This window comes from Gloeothece verrucosa PCC 7822 (assembly GCF_000147335.1).
GTDB classification, from domain to species: domain Bacteria; phylum Cyanobacteriota; class Cyanobacteriia; order Cyanobacteriales; family Microcystaceae; genus Gloeothece; species Gloeothece verrucosa.
This window is the reverse complement of sequence record NC_014501.1, coordinates 5,875,970-5,893,506: the sequence shown is the minus strand read 5'-3', so window position 1 is coordinate 5,893,506 and position 17,537 is coordinate 5,875,970. Positions and strand designations below refer to the sequence as shown.

Sequence of the window (17,537 nt, the reverse complement as noted above, 5' to 3'; positions counted from 1 at the left end):
GGGCATTTTGATATGTCCTTACTTCCTCAGATTTGAAACGATCAAAGTGCGCGCTTATTCTCTACAAAAATCAAGATGAGAAACAGTCCTCAAAAGCTTTTTTTTAAAAAAAAGTTAAGAAATATAAATAGCCTGCTGATTGATCAATAAATAGTTAAATTAGTAAATACGGGGATCAAATTATGTCAGAGCAAGTCACAGATACCCAACCCCACCCTTCGCTTACGGAAACCGAAAAACTAGAATTTCGCAAGCAATTAACCAATAAAAGTGTCAATGCCCTAACTTCGGAGGTTTTACGGATGGTTAATTTACAACAATTACACAGCGATAGTGAACAGCCTTTTACAAAAACAGGACAAAGTAAAACTAATCATTTAGTGGGTTGCTCTACAGCGATTACTCCGCCAACCTATATAGTAGAAAAAGAATCCCTTCATCATCCCACCTATGGACTAGAAGCACTAGGGATGAAAAATCTGGCTAATGTGTATCGTAACCTGTCAGTTCCCCAATTAGTAGAACAGGCTCTAGCACGGCGCGAAGGCGTTTTAGCCGCTAATGGTGCTTTAGTTATAGAAACCGGCAAATATACAGGACGTTCTCCTAAAGATAAATTTATCGTTTCTGAACCTAGCTCGCAAGACGAGATAGACTGGAATGAACATAATGTTCCCATTGCCGAGGCAAGATTTGATCAACTCTATCGCAAAGTTCTCACCTACGTTCAAGGAAGAGACCTCTACATTTTTGATGGCTATGTAGGTGCAGACCCTAAATATCGTTTTGGGGTTCGTGTGATTAATGAATTAGCGTCCCATAATCTCTTTGCTCATCAACTATTTTTGCGTCCTAGTCCCACAGAATTAATCAGCCATCAAGCTGATTTTACCGTCATTTGTGTGCCTGGATTACATGGAGACCCGGCAGATGATGGCATTCATAGTGAAGCCTTTATTATTCTGCATCTAGCCAAAAAATTAGTCATTATCGGGGGTTCGCGTTACGCAGGGGAAATGAAAAAATCAGTCTTTTCGATGATGAACTACTTAATGACCAAGCAAAACGTATTACCCATGCACGGCGCGGCAAATATTGATAAAAAAAATCATACCGCGCTATTTTTTGGCTTATCCGGCACCGGCAAAACCACCCTATCGGCCGACCCGAAACGGAGTTTAATTGGCGATGATGAACATGGATGGTCAGATGATGGAGTATTCAACTTTGAAGGCGGCTGCTATGCCAAAACCATCCGGCTTTCAGCAGAATTTGAGCCGCAAATATGGGAGGCCATTCGTTTTGGCACACTGCTAGAAAATGTGGTCATCGAACCCGACACAAGGATGCCTAATTATGATGATGGTCACTTAACCGAAAATACCCGCGCGGCTTATCCGCTACGTTACATTGCCAACTGTGCTGTTTCGGGACTAGGTTCTCATCCCAAAACCATTTTCTTCTTAACGGCTGATGCCTTTGGCGTATTGCCTCCTATATCTAAATTGACCAAAGAACAAGCCATGTATCACTTTTTAGCCGGTTATACCAGTAAATTAGCCGGCACAGAACGCGGCATTACAGCCCCTCAAGTGACCTTCTCGGCTTGCTTTGGTCAATGTTTCTTCCCCTTATCCCCGGTGATTTATGCCAAGATGTTAGGAGAACGCCTAGAACAACACCCAGGCACAAGCGTTTTTCTCGTGAATACGGGATGGTCAGGTGGGCCTTATGGTGTAGGTAGCCGCGTCTCTATTAAACATACTCGGGCGATGGTATCAGCAGCCTTAGACGGACATTTAGATAATGTTGAATATACCCCCCATCCGATCTTTAAGATTTTAGTCCCTCATCATATTCAAGGAGTACCCAACAAGATTTTAAATCCTCGTCAGGCTTGGGAAGATCCAGAAGCTTATGATTTACAGGCTCAAGAATTAGCTCATCGCTTTGTGGAAAACTTCAAGCAATTTAGTAATGTGCCTAAAGAAATTCTCCAAGCAGGGCCAATTGTTAAATAATCAATTATCGAGATAGATTGGCGGACCGAACGAGTTCCGCACTAGCAGAGGCACTCGACATTATTTGACGGCGGCAGTGCCTTTTTTGCTGGTTATTACTTCTTTTCACCACAGACCACAGAGCATAGTAAGCTAGATCATTAGGCTAGATCATCTATATGTAGACTTAACAGCATCTATGGCAGGACATAGTAAGTGGGCTAATATCAAACGTCAAAAGGCAAGAGTTGATGCCAAAAAAGGCAAAACATTCACCCAGTTATCCCGTGCTATTATTGTAGCCGCACGTAACGGACTCCCCGAGCCGGCAGGAAACTTGCAACTACGGACCGCCATCGAAAAAGCCAAAGCGGCTGGTATTCCCAACGATAATATAGAACGAGCCATTGCTAAAGGAGCCGGTACCTACGAAAACGAGGCTAACTTAGAAGAAATTCGTTATGAAGGCTATGGCCCTGGCGGTATCGCTATCCTCATAGAAGCCCTTACTGATAATCGTAACCGCACAGCCGCCGATTTACGAGCCGCCTTTAGCAAAAATGGTGGTAACTTAGGAGAAACCGGTTGTGTAAGTTGGATGTTTGAACAAAAAGGAGTGGTCTTACTAGAAGGAAAACTAGAAGAAGAAATTTTATTAGAAGCTTCTGTGGAAGGAGAAGCCGATAGTTATGAATTATTTAATGATGAAGACGAACAAGGGGCAGAAGTCTTTACAGAAGTAGCGAACCTAGAAAACCTCAATCAAACCTTACAGAAAAAAGGTTTACCCGTCAAAGAGGCAGAATTACGCTGGATACCTAATAACACTGTTGAAGTGACTGATGCAGACCAAGCCCGCTCACTGCTTAAACTGATGGACGCGCTAGAATCATTAGATGATGTGCAAAATGTCACCGCCAATTTTGATATGGCTAATGAATTAGTGTCTTTGACTCTAGCTTAAAGAGTGCATCGGGAATAGGAGAAAGGGAAAAAACAGCAAAGGGAAATAATTAATAACTAATAACTAATAATTCATGATTAATAACTCATAACTAATGACTAATGACTAATGACTAATGGCTAAACGAAATGAGAAATTAACGGTACTGGGCAAGCAAGCTCTACAAGACTCTATTATTTATTATAATGATTGTCCTGTAGGCACAGTAGCCGCGCGTGACTCGAGCAGTGATCCTCTCAATTACGATCAATGTTTTATGCGGGATTTTATTCCTTGCGGCATCACTTTTTTAATGCAAGGAGAAACCGAAATTGTGCGGCATTTTCTCACAGAAACTTTAAAACTTCAAATTAAACAAAGACAACTGGATTTTTTAGAACCCGGTAGAGGCATAATGCCAGCCAGTTTTAAAGTGAGTTATCAACAGGAAAAACAATATTTAAAAGCCGATTTTGGGAATGATGCTATAGGAAGAGTAACTCCCGTTGACTCGGGTTTATGGTGGCTTTTTCTCTTAAGATCCTATGTAAAATATACTAACGACTATGCTTTTAGTCATTCTTCAGAAGTTCAAAAATGTATTCGTTTAATCATGGAACTGTGTCTATCAGCACGGTTTGATATGTTTCCGACTTTATTAGTTCCTGATGGTTCCTGTATGATTGATCGACGGATGGGAATCGAAGGGTATCCTCTAGAGATTCAATCTCTATTTTATATGGCTTTAAAAGTGGCTTCAGAATTGCTGTTAGATACTGAAGAAAATGACAGAATTAATAAAGCAGTTCACAATAGATTGAACCCCCTGGCTACTCATATTCGTCAGAATTATTGGCTAGACCTCACTCAAATGAATACCATTTATCGTTATAAAGGGGAAGAATACGGCGAAGGGGCATTAAATCAGTTTAATATTTATTCGGATTCCATTCCCTATACTCAATTAAGTGAATGGTTACCCGAAGATGGCGGTTATTTAGCCGGAAATTTAGGACCTTCTCTCTTAGATTGCCGCTTTTTTTCTCTGGGGAATTTGGTCGCTATTTTATCCTCACTGACGGAGAACTGGCAGTCTCAAGCAATTATGAATGTTATTGAGCAAAAATGGGAGGATTTAATCGGTTATATGCCCATGAAAATTTGCTTTCCCGCTTTAAAAGATAGAGACTGGCAATTAATAACCGGATGCGACCCGAAAAATCGCCCTTGGTCTTATCATAATGGAGGAAACTGGCCGGTTTTACTCTGGTTATTGGTGGCCTCTGCTATCAAAACACAAAGAGTTGAACTTGGGCAAAGAGCGATTGAAATTGCGGCTAAACGTTTATTGAAAGATGAGTGGCCCGAGTATTATGATGGAAAGAATGGGCGATTAGTGGGCAAAGAAGCCAGAAAATATCAAACTTGGACAATTGCTGGTTTTTTAGTCGCACAAGGGTTAATGGAAAATCCCCAGTTTTTAGAATATATTAGCTTTGAATAAAAGAGCGAATAATTATGAAAAAATTTTATATAGAAAAAGTATTAGAACATCGTGGAACTTGTGACGCTTCAGGTGCAGTGGCGATTGGGAATAGTAATTATTTTATAGTGGGAAATGATGAAGATAATATTTTAAGAATTTATGACGCTGACAATTCTGGAGAACCGATAGAAATTGTTGATACAGATAAAAATAATTATTTTACCAACAATCCAAAACAGAAAGAAATAGATATTGAAGCGGCGACTTTACTAGATGGTGTCATTTATTGGATAAGTTCTCACGGAAGGAATAAAAAGGGCAAAGAAAAACCCGAACGATGTAATTTTTTTGCTAATCAAGTTACCTGGCAAGATAATAAGTTTGCCGCTCAACAAATCGGGGCTTCTTATACAAATCTCTTAGAAGATTTAATTAAAGATAAAAGCCTAAAAAAATACGAGCTAAAACAAGCATCAAAATTAGCTCCAAAAGAAAAGGGCGGCTTGAATATAGAGGGACTTTGCACCACACCCGAAAAAGAAATGTTAATCGGTTTTCGCAACCCTATACCCGAAGGGAGAGCTTTAGTATTACCCCTCAAAAATCCGAAAGATTTAATTGACAAAAAAGAAATTTCTGCTAGTTTTGGTCAACCGATAGAACTTGACTTAGGAGGCTTAGGAATTCGCAGTATCGTCTATTGGGAAAGGCGGGGTTTTTATGCCATTATCGCGGGTGCGTATGATAGCAGCAGTATATTTAAATTATATCGTTGGTCGGGCAATCCTCAAGACCAACCTGAAATAGTAGAAGGGGATTTACCGCCAGATTTTAATCCCGAAGAGGTAGTATTTTATCCCAACCGAGAACATCAAATTCAACTACTCAGTGATGATGGCAATATAATCCGAGATGGAAAAACTCCTTGTAAAGAACTGCCTCAACAAGAAAGATATTTTAGGAGTTTATGGATTAGTATTAGTGAGTAAATATTATCACGACTGCTCCAAGCTGCATCTAATCTTCTAATAATTTGCTTACTTACCTTAGTTGGTAAAACTTTATGATCATCAGTTTTAGAGACTTGGTGATAAAGTTGATTAAAGTTTTTCGGCTCTCCTGGCATCTTGGGGAGAATTGTATAGTGTGTTACAAAAGGATTTTTGGTGGGAAGGGAGCGCGGATCAAATATTATCGGTTTTTTATCAAAATCATCCCCGCGCCTAACCCACCCTACAATTTATAATTTTTTCTTATCACCATAAGTACAGGAGAGCCGCTTTTAGGATCAAAACAATCAAACTAAAAAACTTCCTCTAGTTGCCACTCTTACCCAACAATGCCAAAATCACTGATATTAGATCACTGACACAAAATCAATGCCGCCTATCGATATCCTCATTCTATCCAACGGTCCCGGAGAGGTTTCTACCTGGGTGCGTCCCGTCGTAAAAGCGCTGCGTCAACAATTGGGAAATGATCGCACATCGGTTAGAATTTCGGTGATTCTTTCCCCCTGTACTCATGCAATGGGAACTGAAGCCGCTATCGCCCGCAGTTACCCAGAAGTTGACCGGGTACAGTCTCCTGAGCATTTTCTCTCTTTTTTATTGTGGGGTAAAACGGCAGAAAATTGGGACTGGCATCAAAAAGGAGTGGTCTTATTTTTAGGCGGCGATCAATTTTTTTCTCTTTTCATTGGCAAACGTTTAGGTTATCGCACTGTGATTTATGCAGAATGGGAAGCTCGTTGGTATCGTTGGATCGATCACTTTGCCGTCATGAATGCCTCAGTTAAGGCGAAAATTCCGGCTCCTTATCAAGATAAAATGACAGTCATCGGCGATTTAATGGAAGATATTAAGAGTAAATCTTCTCCTGCTCCCTTATTAAATAATACTTCTGATGCCTTAATTGCTCTGCTACCCGGCTCAAAACCTTGGAAACTCGATCAAGGAGTTCCTTTGTGTCTAGCGATCGCTGAACTTATACAAGCCAAACGCCCTCATACTCGCTTTATTATTCCGGTTGCACCGACTCTCAATTTAGAAACTCTTGCCGCTTTTGCCAACCGAGAAAAAAACCCTATTATTAACCAAACCGGTTGGGTAGGTGCTTGTTTGATCACTTCTGATGGCAATACCCCTTATTTAAAAACTGATGGAGGCTTAAAAATCGAACTGATTAGCCAATTTCCGGCCCATGATATTTTATCTCAATGTCATCTCGCTTTAACCACAGTAGGGGCAAATACGGCTGAATTAGCGGCTTTATCCATTCCCATGATTGTCTTATTGCCGACTCAACGTTTAGATGCCATGAGAACTTGGGACGGAGTACCGGGAATCTTGGCTAATTTGCCGGGGGTTGGCTCAGTTTTTGCTAAAATGATCAACCTTATGGTGATGAGAAAAAAACGCTTATATGCTTGGCCGAATATTTGGGCAAAAGAAGAAATTGTCCCAGAGTTGTTAGGAGAATTACAAGCCGAGCAAGTCGCTCAAATAGTTCTTAATTGGTTAGAAAATCCAGCCGAATTAGAAAGGATTCGCGAGCGGCTTAAAAGTGTTCGAGGTCAAGCGGGGGCGGCTTGGAAAATGGCTCAAATAATTGATGAACAGATTAGTCGGGAACTCCTTCCCGATCCCAGTTAAGTGGAAAGAGAATTATCAGCAGATGAGCAAGATAGATGACTCTATCATTAGTCAGAAGGGAAACCTATAAAATCGCAACTATTGATAGATTTCTTGTGCCATGAGTTGCCCTTCATAATAGGTGTAATTGTGCAAGATTAAAAATCAAAAATTACTGGTAGGTGGACAAGGTTCCTCAAGAGGTGAAAACCTTGGTCTAAAAGTTAATATAGACCTTGCTCATTTTAATTGATGTCCAACTATTTAACATCAGAAATTAATCATGGCTGATACAACCGTAATTAAAGTTAATTCTCAATTTTCACCCAAAGGCGCTCTAGGACAAAAATATTTAGCCTCTGGAATTAATATTTCGATGCGGCTCTGGGAAAACGAACCCCCCGCAGACCCTAAACCCGAAACTCAACGAGAATATGAAACGGTAGGTTATGTTATTGAGGGTCGGGCTGAACTTCACCTAGAAGGACAATTGGTGATTTTAGAACCCGGAGCCTCTTGGGTTGTTCCCAAAGGAGCCAAACATACTTATAAAATTCTAGAACTTTTTACTGCTGTTGAAGCTACTTCTCCCCCGGCAGAAGTGCATGGTCGAGATAAAGCTTAACACTCGCTGTGACTAGAGATAGAATTGACACTCTGCCATCTAAAGGGTTGATTAATTTTCTACAAATTTGATCAACGGTGGCAGATTTATAGTGCTGGCAATGTTAGACTCCCCTTTTTGGGCAACCTATCAGCTTTTTTTTTCATGGAGCTAAGCGGATTCGAACCGCTGACTTTCACAATGCCATTGTGACACTCTACCAACTGAGTTATAGCCCCCTAAAGCGCATTTTCTATATTGCCTTAAATGGATTACTTTTGTCAAGGGTCTAGCTCCCTAAATTTTTTTGCCAAAAAATAAAGTCTTTCTAGTTCTGATGAGAAGACTTTAGAAAGACTTAGATTAAATATCTCAAACAGTGGTTCATGAGAAAGTAGACCACCATCATAGCGGCGGCGGCCAGGGAAACTAAAGTACCAGCCAGCATCAAGGAGAACTCTTGCTGCTTAATGGCTGCTTCCATTAAATGGAGTGACCAAGCGACTAAAGCAACATCAAATATTAAAATAGGTATCAACATATTTTAAAAAATGTTAATTTTTCTCTATTTTAATACATACTCTTTAAGGTCGTCGATGGAATTTGATCAAAAACTTAAAAATTTAAGAAGTCTAAAGGCTTGAGCGTCCCCGTACCGGAATATGACGGTTTTGGAGATAATTTTTAATTTCATCGAGGGATAATTGACCATAATGTAACAAAGATGCTAATAAAGCTGCTTCTGCCTTGCCTTCAGTCAGGGCTTCATAAATATGCTCACAATTTCCCGCTCCTCCAGAAGCAATCACGGGGATTTCTACTTGTTCAGCAATGAGCCGAGTCAGTTCTAAGTCGTACCCGTCCTGAGTTCCATCTGCGTCCATACTGGTGACTAATAATTCTCCGGCTCCTCGCTTTTCGACCTCTTGGGCCCAAGATAGCGCGTCTAGTCCTGTATTTTCCCTCCCTCCTCGCACATAAACATCCCAGCCAGGATTATTGGGGTCTTTTCGCCGTCTAGCATCAATGGCCACGACGATACATTGTTTACCGAAGCGATCACTGGCTTCATTAATAAAGTCTGGGTTACGCACGGCGGCTGAATTAATACTCACTTTATCAGCACCGGCTCTTAACAAATTTTTAATGGTTTCTAAGGATTGAATGCCACCACCAACGGTTAAGGGAATAAAGACTTGTTCGGCGGTACGGTAAACAACATCGATAATGATATCTCGGTCTTCATGTGTGGCGGTAATATCGAGAAAGACCAATTCATCAGCACCAGCCTCATTATAAACTCGTGCTAATTCCACTGGGTCGCCGGCATCTTGAAGATTAACAAAATTTACCCCTTTAACGACACGACCGGATTTAACATCCAGACAAGGTAAAATGCGTTTGGCTAACATATCACTACGAGGAAAGAAATTGTGGTTTTTAAAGTTTAACGGAAATGAGGGGAGAAGTCCCTATCATGCCCACCAAGCCGGTTTAGCTAGTAAACATTAAATACAAATCGTATTTTTCATCCAAAATGGCTATTAAGCGATCTTCTCCAGACAATAATTTACCGCCTCGGGTTCCTCGCCAGAAAAGCGAAAACCCAAAAGAGCAGGTGTCGTCTCCCTTGCCAAAAAGCGAACATCGACTCGTTGATCGCACGCCTAATGAGGAAACCGAGAGGGCAGAAGATTCTATCCGTCCCCGTAATCTGAATGATTATATCGGGCAAAAGGATTTAAAAGAAGTATTAAAGATTGCTATTGAAGCCGCTAAAGTCAGAAAAGAGGCTTTAGACCATCTCCTGTTGTACGGACCTCCCGGTTTAGGGAAAACTACCATGTCTCTTATTTTAGCGTCGGAGATGGGAGTCAATTGTAAAATTACGGCGGCTCCGGCTTTAGAACGTCCCAGAGATATTACCGGACTTTTGATTAATCTTAAACCGGGAGATATCCTCTTTATTGATGAAATTCATCGTCTTAACCGCATGAGCGAAGAATTACTTTATCCGGCCATGGAAGACCACCGCTTAGATATTACCATCGGCAAAGGACAAGCCGCTAAAATTCGCAGTATTCCTTTAGCCCCTTTTACGTTGATCGGGGCTACCACTAAAATAGGGGCCTTAACTTCACCGCTACGGGACCGCTTTGGTTTAATTGGACGGTTGCGGTTTTATGAAGCTGATGAACTTTTGTTAATTGTGTTAAGAACTGCAACGATTCTTAAGGTTCAGATTACCGATGAGGCGGCTTTAGTGATTGCCCGGCGTTCGCGGGGAACTCCTCGTATTGCTAACCGCCTCTTAAAACGAGTGCGAGATTATGTGCAGGTAAAAGGCTTAGAAGTGATTACACAAGAGTTAGCCGCAGAGGCATTAGATCAGTTAAATGTGGATAGCAGAGGATTAGATTGGACTGATCGATTAGTGTTAAGTACGATTATTGAGCAGTTTAAAGGCGGTCCGGTGGGGTTAGAAGCCGTCGCCGCAGCAACTGGAGAAGATGCAAAAACCATTGAGGAGGTCTATGAACCCTACTTACTGCAAATTGGTTATCTTAACCGTACTTCGAGGGGGAGAATTGCCACCGAAGCCGCCTATCAGCATTTAGGTTATAATTAGTATTAGTCGTCTTTAAGAAAGTGAATCATCAGCGAGCCACTAATAAGCCAATTATTGTTATTAGACAAACAAGAAGTTATTCGCGGTTAAATTGGCAATTGTATTAACATTAGCAATTACAGTAGTATTACTTGTCCAATTCCCATCAGCATCATAAAGGAGTTGATTCGTGTCTGTGGTATAAGCAAAGCGAGCATTGGTTACTGTACTGCCCAACAGTGAAATGTTCGTCTTGGTATCAACAATGATGTTAGTGGTTCCAAGGGAAATATTAGCCAAATTAAGGAGGGGCGTAGTACCAGCAGCAGGAGCGTTAGAATACTTATTAGATTGAATGGCCAGTACATCTACACCATTAACCGTATCATTGACCGAAAAATCCGTGATGGTATCTATTCCTTGGTTAGCAAAGACAAAGCGATCTGTTTGTGTACCACCGGTTAAGGTATCGTCACCTGATCCACCGATTAAGGTATCGTTATCTTCATCACCGTATAACCTATCGTTTTGTAGATCGCCGTTTAAATTATCCTTACCTGCTCCACCGTATAAGGTATCGGTTCCTGCTCCACCGTTTAAATAATCGTCACCTGCTCCACCGTTTAAGGTATCATTTCCTGCCTCACCGTTTAACTTATCATTTTCTGTGTCACCGTTTAAAGTATCGTTACCATCTCCACCGTTTAAGGTATCGATTCCTGCATCACCGCTTAAGCTATCATTTTCTGTGCCACCGTTTAAAGTATCGTTTCCTGCTCCACCGTTTAAAGTATCGTTTCCTGCATCACCACTTAAGCTATCATTTTCTGTGCCACCGCTTAAGTTATCGTTACCATCTCCGCCTAATAAGGTATCGATTCCTGCATCACCGCTTAAGCTATCATTTTCTGTGCCACCGTTTAAACTATCGTTACCATCTCCGCCTAATAAAGTATCGATGCCTGCATCACCGCTTAAGTTATCGTTACCCCCTAAACCCGTGAGAAGATCATTACCGAGTCCTCCTATCAAGGTATCAGCCGCATTAGCACCGGTTAAAGTATCATTGCCATTAGTACCCATAATTTTATATTGCTCAGTTGTGCTAAACGTGTTCTGGGCACTAAACAGTTGAGTTGTAGGGGCTTTAGTATAAGTAGTATTACCCGATGTCAAGATCAGCGTTTTGACGAAAGGAGTGAGAACAAAGGTATCAGTTCCATTGGGAAGACCGACAAAATTGCTGTTGTAATTTTCTTTATAAGCACTTAAACTCGTACTGTTACTATCTCCATTACGTATCCTCCAAACCGAGTCACCGTTTATCGTCTTCCCCATTGAGGTTAAATTTGTTCCTGTGACTTGAGTGGGGATAGAAACTGCTACCCCTTGAGGAAATGAATTCAGATAAGTGTCAAGAGTTGTTCCCGCCGTTGGTGCTGTAACTGCTATGCCGCTTGAGGACGTTGATACTGTAATTGTGATTACCATTATATTTCCTTCTGCTAATGTTGTTGAATGAGCTTAGAAAAAATAGAGGAAAAAATAATTTTTCATAATGGCTTATTTTTTTGTCGAATAAATTATCCGACGAGGGTTTCTAGTTTTTGGTTTTTGAGTTTACACAAGACTTCCTCTAACCCGAATCTAGCACATTTTTGGGGAGAATAATATGATAAAAACGCTTAATTATTTAAACTTAAAAAAATAACAATAAAGCCGTATTTATTAAAAAATAATAATTTTATAATCTGCTATTTAAGGAGATTTACAGATCAATTATGATACCGCTCATCAAAGACTCAGAAAAATTAGAAAATAGACTTAAAGAAATTCCCCTAGAACCTGGAGTCTATTTTATGCGAGATAAAAATGGGGATATTTTGTATATTGGAAAGTCAAAGAAATTACGGTCAAGGGTTCGTTCGTATTTCCGTAATTTCCCTGTTCTCAGTCCTCGGCTTGCCTTAATGGTGCAGCAAGTGGCAGATATAGAGTTTATCGTCACCGATACCGAAGCCGAAGCACTGGCTTTAGAAGCAAATTTAATTAAACAGCATCAACCCTACTTTAATGTACTGCTTAAAGATGATAAAAAATATCCCTATGTTTGTATTACTTGGTCAGAAGACTATCCCCGTATCTTTATTACTCGTAAACGCAGATTAGATAACGAGAAAGATAGATATTATGGGCCTTATGTTGATACGGGGTTACTGAGGTATACCCTTAGCATCATCAAACGGATCTTTCCCTTGCGCCAACGTCCTAAACCTCTGTTTAAAGACCGTCCTTGTTTAAACTATGATATTGGTCGTTGTCCTGGGGTTTGTCAACTGTTAATTTCTTCGCAAGAATATCATAAAACCGTTCAACAGGTGGCGATGATCTTTCAAGGACGAACTGGAGAGTTAATTCATACCCTTCAAAAGCAAATGGAAGAAGCCGCCAACGGGTTAAACTTTGAAAAAGCGGCTGTCATTCGGGACCAGATAAAAGCCTTGGAGTCTCTGTTTAGTGAGCAAAAAGTGGCTTTACCCGATGATACCGTGTCTAGAGATGTGATTGCCGGGGCGGCTGATGGTCAACATTGTTGTATTCAGTTATTCCAAATTCGCGCAGGTCGTTTAGTGGGAAGATTGGGGTTTTTTGTGGATATTAAGCAGCCAGACGAAACAGTCACACAAACCGATCAAGGCGCAATTTTACAGCGTGTGTTAGAAGAACATTATTGGTTAGCTGATCCGGTAGAAATTCCCAGTGAAATTCTCTTACAATATCCTTTATCCGATCAAGAAAGCTTAAAAAAATGGTTGAGTGAGAGAAAGGGAAAAAAAGTGAATCTGATCGTTCCTCAACGCCAAACTAAGGCAGAATTAATCGAGATGGTGCAACGAAATGCTAAGTATGAGTTAGAAAGAACTCAGCGCCATAGTGACCGTAATTTAAAGGCGATGGAAGATTTAGCGGCTATTCTCGACTTAGAAGCCGTACCGAAACGGATTGAAGGCTATGATATTTCTCATATCCAGGGATCAAATGCGGTTGCGTCTCAAGTGGTGTTTATTGATGGGGTGGCGGCTAAACAACATTATCGTCATTATAAGATTAAAAACCCCGAGGTGAAAATTGGTCATTCTGATGATTTTGCTAGTCTTGCAGAAGTGATTCGGCGGCGTTTTCGCAAATATAGTCAAAAAACCTCTCCCCCTACCCCTTTTCTACAAGGAGAGGGGAGTGATTTACCGGATTTGATTATGATTGATGGGGGAAAAGGACAACTCTCGGCGGTGGTAGAAGTGTTACAAGAGTTGAATTTGTTGTCGGAGTTGCGGGTGGTGAGTTTGGCGAAACAACGAGAAGAGATTTTTCTGCCTGGAGAGTCTGAACCTTTAGCGACGGATGCCGAACAACCCGGGGTACAGTTGTTGAGAAGGGTTAGGGATGAGGCGCACCGGTTTGCGGTGAGTTTCCATCGTCAACAACGGATCACTCATAGTCGGCGTTCTCGTTTGGATGAGATTCCGGGGTTGGGGTTTGGGCGCCAAAAGCAGTTATTAGCTCATTTTCATTCGGTGGATTATATTCGTCAAGCTACTGTTAGTCAGTTGATGGAGGTTTCCGGCATTGGGGAGCAATTGGCTCAGGAGATTTATAATTATTTTCATCCGGCTTAAAAGATTAAGTGAATAAAAACTGAGCGTTATTGCTGGCATCTAAACTGCTACCTCCTACCCCTAATTCGGCGGCTGTTAATCCCGTCACTCCTTTGATAGTCGCTAATAGGGTTCCTGTACCAAAACCGGCATCGCCAGCAATATTATTTCCTAAGCGAAGTTGGGTATCTGAACCAGAGACTTTGACATCAAGGGAATTAATGCCGATGAAAGCCAATTTATCGCTTCCTTTGACAAATTGATTAATTACATCTACTCCGTCTCCTAATGTATAACGAACAATATCTGCTACGCCATCATTAAGCCCGAGATTTAGCGTATCATTACCCCCTCCCCCGATTAAAATATCGCTGCCAGCATTACCGGTAAGGGTGTTGTTGTTACTGTTACCAGTAATGATATTATTAAGGGCGTTACCGGTGCCATTAATCAGTGATGTTCCTGTTAAGGTCAGATTTTCTACGTTGGCTTTTAAGGTATAAGTAATAGAAGATTGAACCGTATCAATTTCACCCGCCAGAGTAGAAGTTTCTGTGACAATATCTCCCGTATTATCCACTATATAAAGATCGTTTCCCCCTCCGCCAATGAGAGTATCAGCGCCTGTACTTCCATCCAGAATATTATTGGCACTATTGCCTGTAATGGTATTATTTAGTGCATTGCCTGTACCATTAATCGCAGAAGTGCCGCTTAAAATGAGTTTTTCTAAATTGTTTCCTAATGAATAGGTCACAGAAGATTGAACGGTATCAATTTCCGTGCTGAGGGTCGAGGTTTCTATTACCACATCTGCGGTATTATCCACTATATAAGTGTCATTTCCGGCCCCACCGATGAGGGTGTCATTTCCGGTTCCACCGTCGAGGATATTGGCGGCAGTATTACCGGTAAGGGTGTTGTTAAGGTTATTACCTGTACCATTAATCGCAGAAGTTCCTGTTAAAATTAAATCTTCGAGATTGTCACCCAAGCTATAGTTAATAGAGGACTTGACGGTATCAATTTCATTAGTAATGGTGGAGGTTTCTGTTACTACATCTCCGCTATTATCGACTATATAAATATCATTACCGGTGCCACCGCTTAAGCTATCAATGCCGGTGCCACCATCGAGAAGGTCATCCCCAATGCCTCCCTCTAAATTATCATCTCCATTACCGCCATATAAATCATCATTGTTAATCAGAGATACGCCATTATTATTGCTTTGATTAGTCAATTTTAGGTTAGAGACAAATAGCCCTGAATCATAAATTTGATCTCCAGTATCAGCGATGGCGATTTTTAGGGTGTGTGTTGTGCCAGAATTTAGGGCGGCAACTACTCGTAACGGGGAAGAAATGCCGTCATATTCGATGGATAAAATACCGGCTGTATTGTCTGTTAAATTACCATCGATGACATTTTGACTGAGGATACTCAGGGGTTGAGAGGAATTTTGATTAAATAAACCGTAGTTCACCCCATCTACCATGATGCCAGCAATATCGACAAAGGAGGTGTCTGCCCATTCAGGGTATTCATCGGAACCAAACATTACATCTAAACTGATGCTATTGCTATTAGCGGGGGTAGTAAAACTAAGTTCAAGTACGGTTGCGTCGTAGGTGGTTCCTGCCCCCGGAAAGACATTCTGTATAATCTGCTCAATATCGGTGTCTCCGGCAACAGCATTGGCGGTGCTATAGCTAGAAGAGGTGTTACTCAGTGGCGGCTGACCATCTCCTGTGGTTAATAAAATACCAGACCCCAAAACATAAGAGCTAGTGTTAGTGGTGCCAAAGTTAACTGAACTAAATAAAGAGGTTGCGTTTAAGGCTCCTGTATAGACTGCATTGGTGATGGTGATGCCGCTATTGCTGGCTAAAATGTTCTTGCCTAAGTCAAAAGCGGTCAGAGTATCGTTAAAGCCGGTAAAGACATTGACATTGGGGGTCAAAATATTGGGGTCTGGCTGAGGATTGTTGGCGCTATCTCCATCTCCGATTAAGTGGTCATTGCCATCCCCACCCATCAAGGTATCATTGCCTCCTAACCCGTAAAGAAGATCATCTCCGGCTTCTCCACTGAGGGTATTATCGACTCCGTTGCCGGTCAGAGTATTATTGTTGGCATTACCTGTACCGTCAATATTACTGGTTCCTAGGAGAATTAAATTATCGATGTTGGCGGGTAGGATGGTGCTGCTGGTGGATTCTAAGGTGTTGTTGACGATAATATTGGAATCGCTGATGGTTACAGTTCCACTGTTGTTTTTAATGGTGGCGTTGGTTGGGTTGCTGAGATTAACGCTAAAGGTTTCGCTGCTTTCGATTAAGTTGTCGCTGAGGATGGGAACAGCTATGGTTTTAGTGGTTTCTCCAGGGGCAAAGGTGAGGGTTCCGGTAATGTTGCTGTAGTCACTGTCTGGAGTCGCTGTTCCTGGGGTTAGGGCATAGTCAACGGTAATATTGGTGGTGGCGGCTGCCGATAAGGTTACGGTTAGAATCGCATTGGGTGTATTAGGGTCCCCTTCAACAACGCTGACATTATTGATGGAAAGTTCAGGGGCTAAGGGGTCATGGGTGATATTAATACTAAATCCATAGTCTATATCTTCTACGACGGTTTTAGTATCCGAAACTTTTAATTGATATTGACCAGAGGCCAACCCTGCTAAAGAAAGGCTATCTAGATTGGTGGAGTTATGGGTGGACTGGGCAATTAAATTATTGAATTCATCGTACAGAGAAAGGGTTAAATCACTACTCCCAGAAGTTAGGGAAATATTACTATTGCCGCCAGGAGAACTGGTTAATTCAAACTGCCAAATATCGGTTGGATTACTGGAAGTTAAAGAATCTCCATCATTGGTGGTTGGGTTTTCGATGGCTCCTAGGTCGAAAAGATTAGTAATACTCATAATTTTTGCTGCCCTCCAAAATGATTTCCCTTAATAAGGATTAAATTTATCAGCCAAAAGTAAGGAAATCGGGTGGAAAATTAAGCCCTAACTTTTTTCTTAAAGCTATGTAGAATTTGTTAAGATTTTTTACTAAAAATAAGTGCTTTTACGGAAATTATTCGCCTTTAAAAAGAGCAATTTATTAAATAAGTTGGTGTTGGGTTTTGTTTCTCAAACGCAGGTTGCTAAATTGATTTTACTCTTATTATAAGATTATCTAATATATATAAAGATTGATATTTTAAAATTTCCATTAATCGTACCGACTTTACACTTCTTCATATGTGAGAAAGATTCTCAATAAGCAACGAACTTGCGTTATTACAGCCATTTTGCTAAACTAATGCTAGAGAACTTATAACTAAAAAAACTAAAATCCTGTAACAGCTACCAAAGAATAAGGACTTCAGCCCCTAAACACGAACAAAACCCTCAAAAACCCCTTGAGCAAAATTCTAGCGAAGACCCAATTTTTGTAAAGTTAAGTTGAGTAAAATATCATTTTGTAAATTACTATTGACAAATTGCACAAAATAAGTGGTTGAAGTTTTCTGTAAGCCACAACGCAAGCAATGTTAGGATAAAAAATCGGGCAATTTAAAAAAGCACTGTAGCACAAGCAACAGAAAAGAAAAGCAA

12 protein-coding genes and 1 tRNA gene are annotated in these 17,537 nt (G+C 40.9%); 8 read left to right on the top strand and 5 right to left on the bottom strand.

The window, feature by feature from the left end; translation table 11 throughout:
- The first annotated feature begins 182 nt into the window (after positions 1 to 182).
- The 6 genes from pckA (at position 183) to CYAN7822_RS26435 (ending at position 7,687) form a co-directional block, all read left to right on the top strand.
- Positions 183 to 2,021 carry a phosphoenolpyruvate carboxykinase (ATP) gene (pckA, locus tag CYAN7822_RS26460; RefSeq protein ID WP_013325331.1) on the top strand — a complete coding sequence of 613 codons (1,839 nt, stop codon included), beginning with the start codon at positions 183 to 185 and terminating at the stop codon, positions 2,019 to 2,021.
- A gap of 178 nt (positions 2,022 to 2,199) precedes the next feature.
- Positions 2,200 to 2,964: a YebC/PmpR family DNA-binding transcriptional regulator gene (locus CYAN7822_RS26455; protein ID WP_013325330.1), complete on the top strand. Its 765-nt coding sequence runs from the start codon at positions 2,200 to 2,202 to the stop codon at positions 2,962 to 2,964.
- A 115-nt stretch (positions 2,965 to 3,079) separates the two neighbouring features.
- Positions 3,080 to 4,447 (top strand): glycoside hydrolase 100 family protein, encoded by a 1,368-nt coding sequence (locus CYAN7822_RS26450; protein WP_013325329.1) that lies wholly within the window; start codon positions 3,080 to 3,082, stop codon positions 4,445 to 4,447.
- A 14-nt stretch (positions 4,448 to 4,461) separates the two neighbouring features.
- Positions 4,462 to 5,418, top strand: coding sequence for a DUF3616 domain-containing protein (locus CYAN7822_RS26445; RefSeq protein ID WP_013325328.1), 957 nt, complete (start codon positions 4,462 to 4,464; stop codon positions 5,416 to 5,418).
- A gap of 390 nt (positions 5,419 to 5,808) precedes the next feature.
- Complete coding sequence (locus CYAN7822_RS26440) at positions 5,809 to 7,083, top strand: glycosyltransferase family protein (RefSeq protein ID WP_013325327.1); 1,275 nt, start codon at positions 5,809 to 5,811, stop codon at positions 7,081 to 7,083.
- A 262-nt stretch (positions 7,084 to 7,345) separates the two neighbouring features.
- Positions 7,346 to 7,687, top strand: a complete 342-nt coding sequence (locus CYAN7822_RS26435; RefSeq protein ID WP_013325326.1) for a cupin domain-containing protein — start codon at positions 7,346 to 7,348, stop codon at positions 7,685 to 7,687.
- 145 nt (positions 7,688 to 7,832) lie between these two features.
- Here the strand turns inward: CYAN7822_RS26435 and CYAN7822_RS26430 are convergent.
- The 3 genes from CYAN7822_RS26430 to hisF all read right to left on the bottom strand — a co-directional run bounded on the left by CYAN7822_RS26430 (position 7,833) and on the right by hisF (position 9,078).
- A tRNA-Ala gene (locus CYAN7822_RS26430) sits at positions 7,833 to 7,905 on the bottom strand.
- Between the two features lie 119 nt (positions 7,906 to 8,024).
- Positions 8,025 to 8,207: a hypothetical protein gene (locus CYAN7822_RS26425; RefSeq protein ID WP_013325325.1), complete on the bottom strand. Its 183-nt coding sequence runs from the start codon at positions 8,205 to 8,207 to the stop codon at positions 8,025 to 8,027.
- 91 nt (positions 8,208 to 8,298) lie between these two features.
- Positions 8,299 to 9,078, bottom strand: coding sequence for an imidazole glycerol phosphate synthase subunit HisF (gene hisF / locus CYAN7822_RS26420; RefSeq protein ID WP_013325324.1), 780 nt, complete (start codon positions 9,076 to 9,078; stop codon positions 8,299 to 8,301).
- Between the two features lie 125 nt (positions 9,079 to 9,203).
- Here hisF and ruvB point away from each other — a divergent pair, with 125 nt between their 5' ends.
- On the top strand, positions 9,204 to 10,295 hold the full coding sequence (ruvB, locus tag CYAN7822_RS26415) for a Holliday junction branch migration DNA helicase RuvB (RefSeq protein ID WP_013325323.1): 1,092 nt from the start codon (positions 9,204 to 9,206) through the stop codon (positions 10,293 to 10,295).
- 60 nt (positions 10,296 to 10,355) lie between these two features.
- Here the strand turns inward: ruvB and CYAN7822_RS40240 are convergent, their stop codons facing one another.
- Complete coding sequence (locus CYAN7822_RS40240) at positions 10,356 to 11,765, bottom strand: calcium-binding protein (protein WP_013325322.1); 1,410 nt, start codon at positions 11,763 to 11,765, stop codon at positions 10,356 to 10,358.
- A gap of 290 nt (positions 11,766 to 12,055) precedes the next feature.
- Between CYAN7822_RS40240 and uvrC the strand changes: the two genes are divergently transcribed.
- Positions 12,056 to 13,951, top strand: a complete 1,896-nt coding sequence (uvrC, locus tag CYAN7822_RS26405) for an excinuclease ABC subunit UvrC (RefSeq protein WP_013325321.1) — start codon at positions 12,056 to 12,058, stop codon at positions 13,949 to 13,951.
- 4 nt (positions 13,952 to 13,955) lie between these two features.
- Here uvrC and CYAN7822_RS39670 read toward each other — a convergent pair whose 3' ends face one another.
- Entirely contained in the window at positions 13,956 to 16,856 is a 2,901-nt protein-coding gene (locus CYAN7822_RS39670) for a choice-of-anchor L domain-containing protein (protein WP_013325320.1), read from the bottom strand.
- Positions 16,857 to 17,537 lie beyond the last annotated feature (681 nt).

What these genes read in the sequence shown, in the direction of transcription:
- pckA (WP_013325331.1), top strand. Translation starts at nt 183, where the DNA reads ATGTCAGAGCAAGTCACAGATACCCAACCCCACCCTTCGCTTACGGAA.
- CYAN7822_RS26455 (WP_013325330.1), top strand. Translation starts at nt 2,200, where the DNA reads ATGGCAGGACATAGTAAGTGGGCTAATATCAAACGTCAAAAGGCAAGA.
- CYAN7822_RS26450 (WP_013325329.1), top strand. Translation starts at nt 3,080, where the DNA reads ATGGCTAAACGAAATGAGAAATTAACGGTACTGGGCAAGCAAGCTCTA.
- CYAN7822_RS26445 (WP_013325328.1), top strand. Translation starts at nt 4,462, where the DNA reads ATGAAAAAATTTTATATAGAAAAAGTATTAGAACATCGTGGAACTTGT.
- CYAN7822_RS26440 (WP_013325327.1), top strand. Translation starts at nt 5,809, where the DNA reads ATGCCGCCTATCGATATCCTCATTCTATCCAACGGTCCCGGAGAGGTT.
- CYAN7822_RS26435 (WP_013325326.1), top strand. Translation starts at nt 7,346, where the DNA reads ATGGCTGATACAACCGTAATTAAAGTTAATTCTCAATTTTCACCCAAA.
- CYAN7822_RS26425 (WP_013325325.1), bottom strand. Translation starts at nt 8,207, where the DNA reads ATGTTGATACCTATTTTAATATTTGATGTTGCTTTAGTCGCTTGGTCA.
- hisF (WP_013325324.1), bottom strand. Translation starts at nt 9,078, where the DNA reads ATGTTAGCCAAACGCATTTTACCTTGTCTGGATGTTAAATCCGGTCGT.
- ruvB (WP_013325323.1), top strand. Translation starts at nt 9,204, where the DNA reads ATGGCTATTAAGCGATCTTCTCCAGACAATAATTTACCGCCTCGGGTT.
- CYAN7822_RS40240 (WP_013325322.1), bottom strand. Translation starts at nt 11,765, where the DNA reads ATGGTAATCACAATTACAGTATCAACGTCCTCAAGCGGCATAGCAGTT.
- uvrC (WP_013325321.1), top strand. Translation starts at nt 12,056, where the DNA reads ATGATACCGCTCATCAAAGACTCAGAAAAATTAGAAAATAGACTTAAA.
- CYAN7822_RS39670 (WP_013325320.1), bottom strand. Translation starts at nt 16,856, where the DNA reads ATGAGTATTACTAATCTTTTCGACCTAGGAGCCATCGAAAACCCAACC.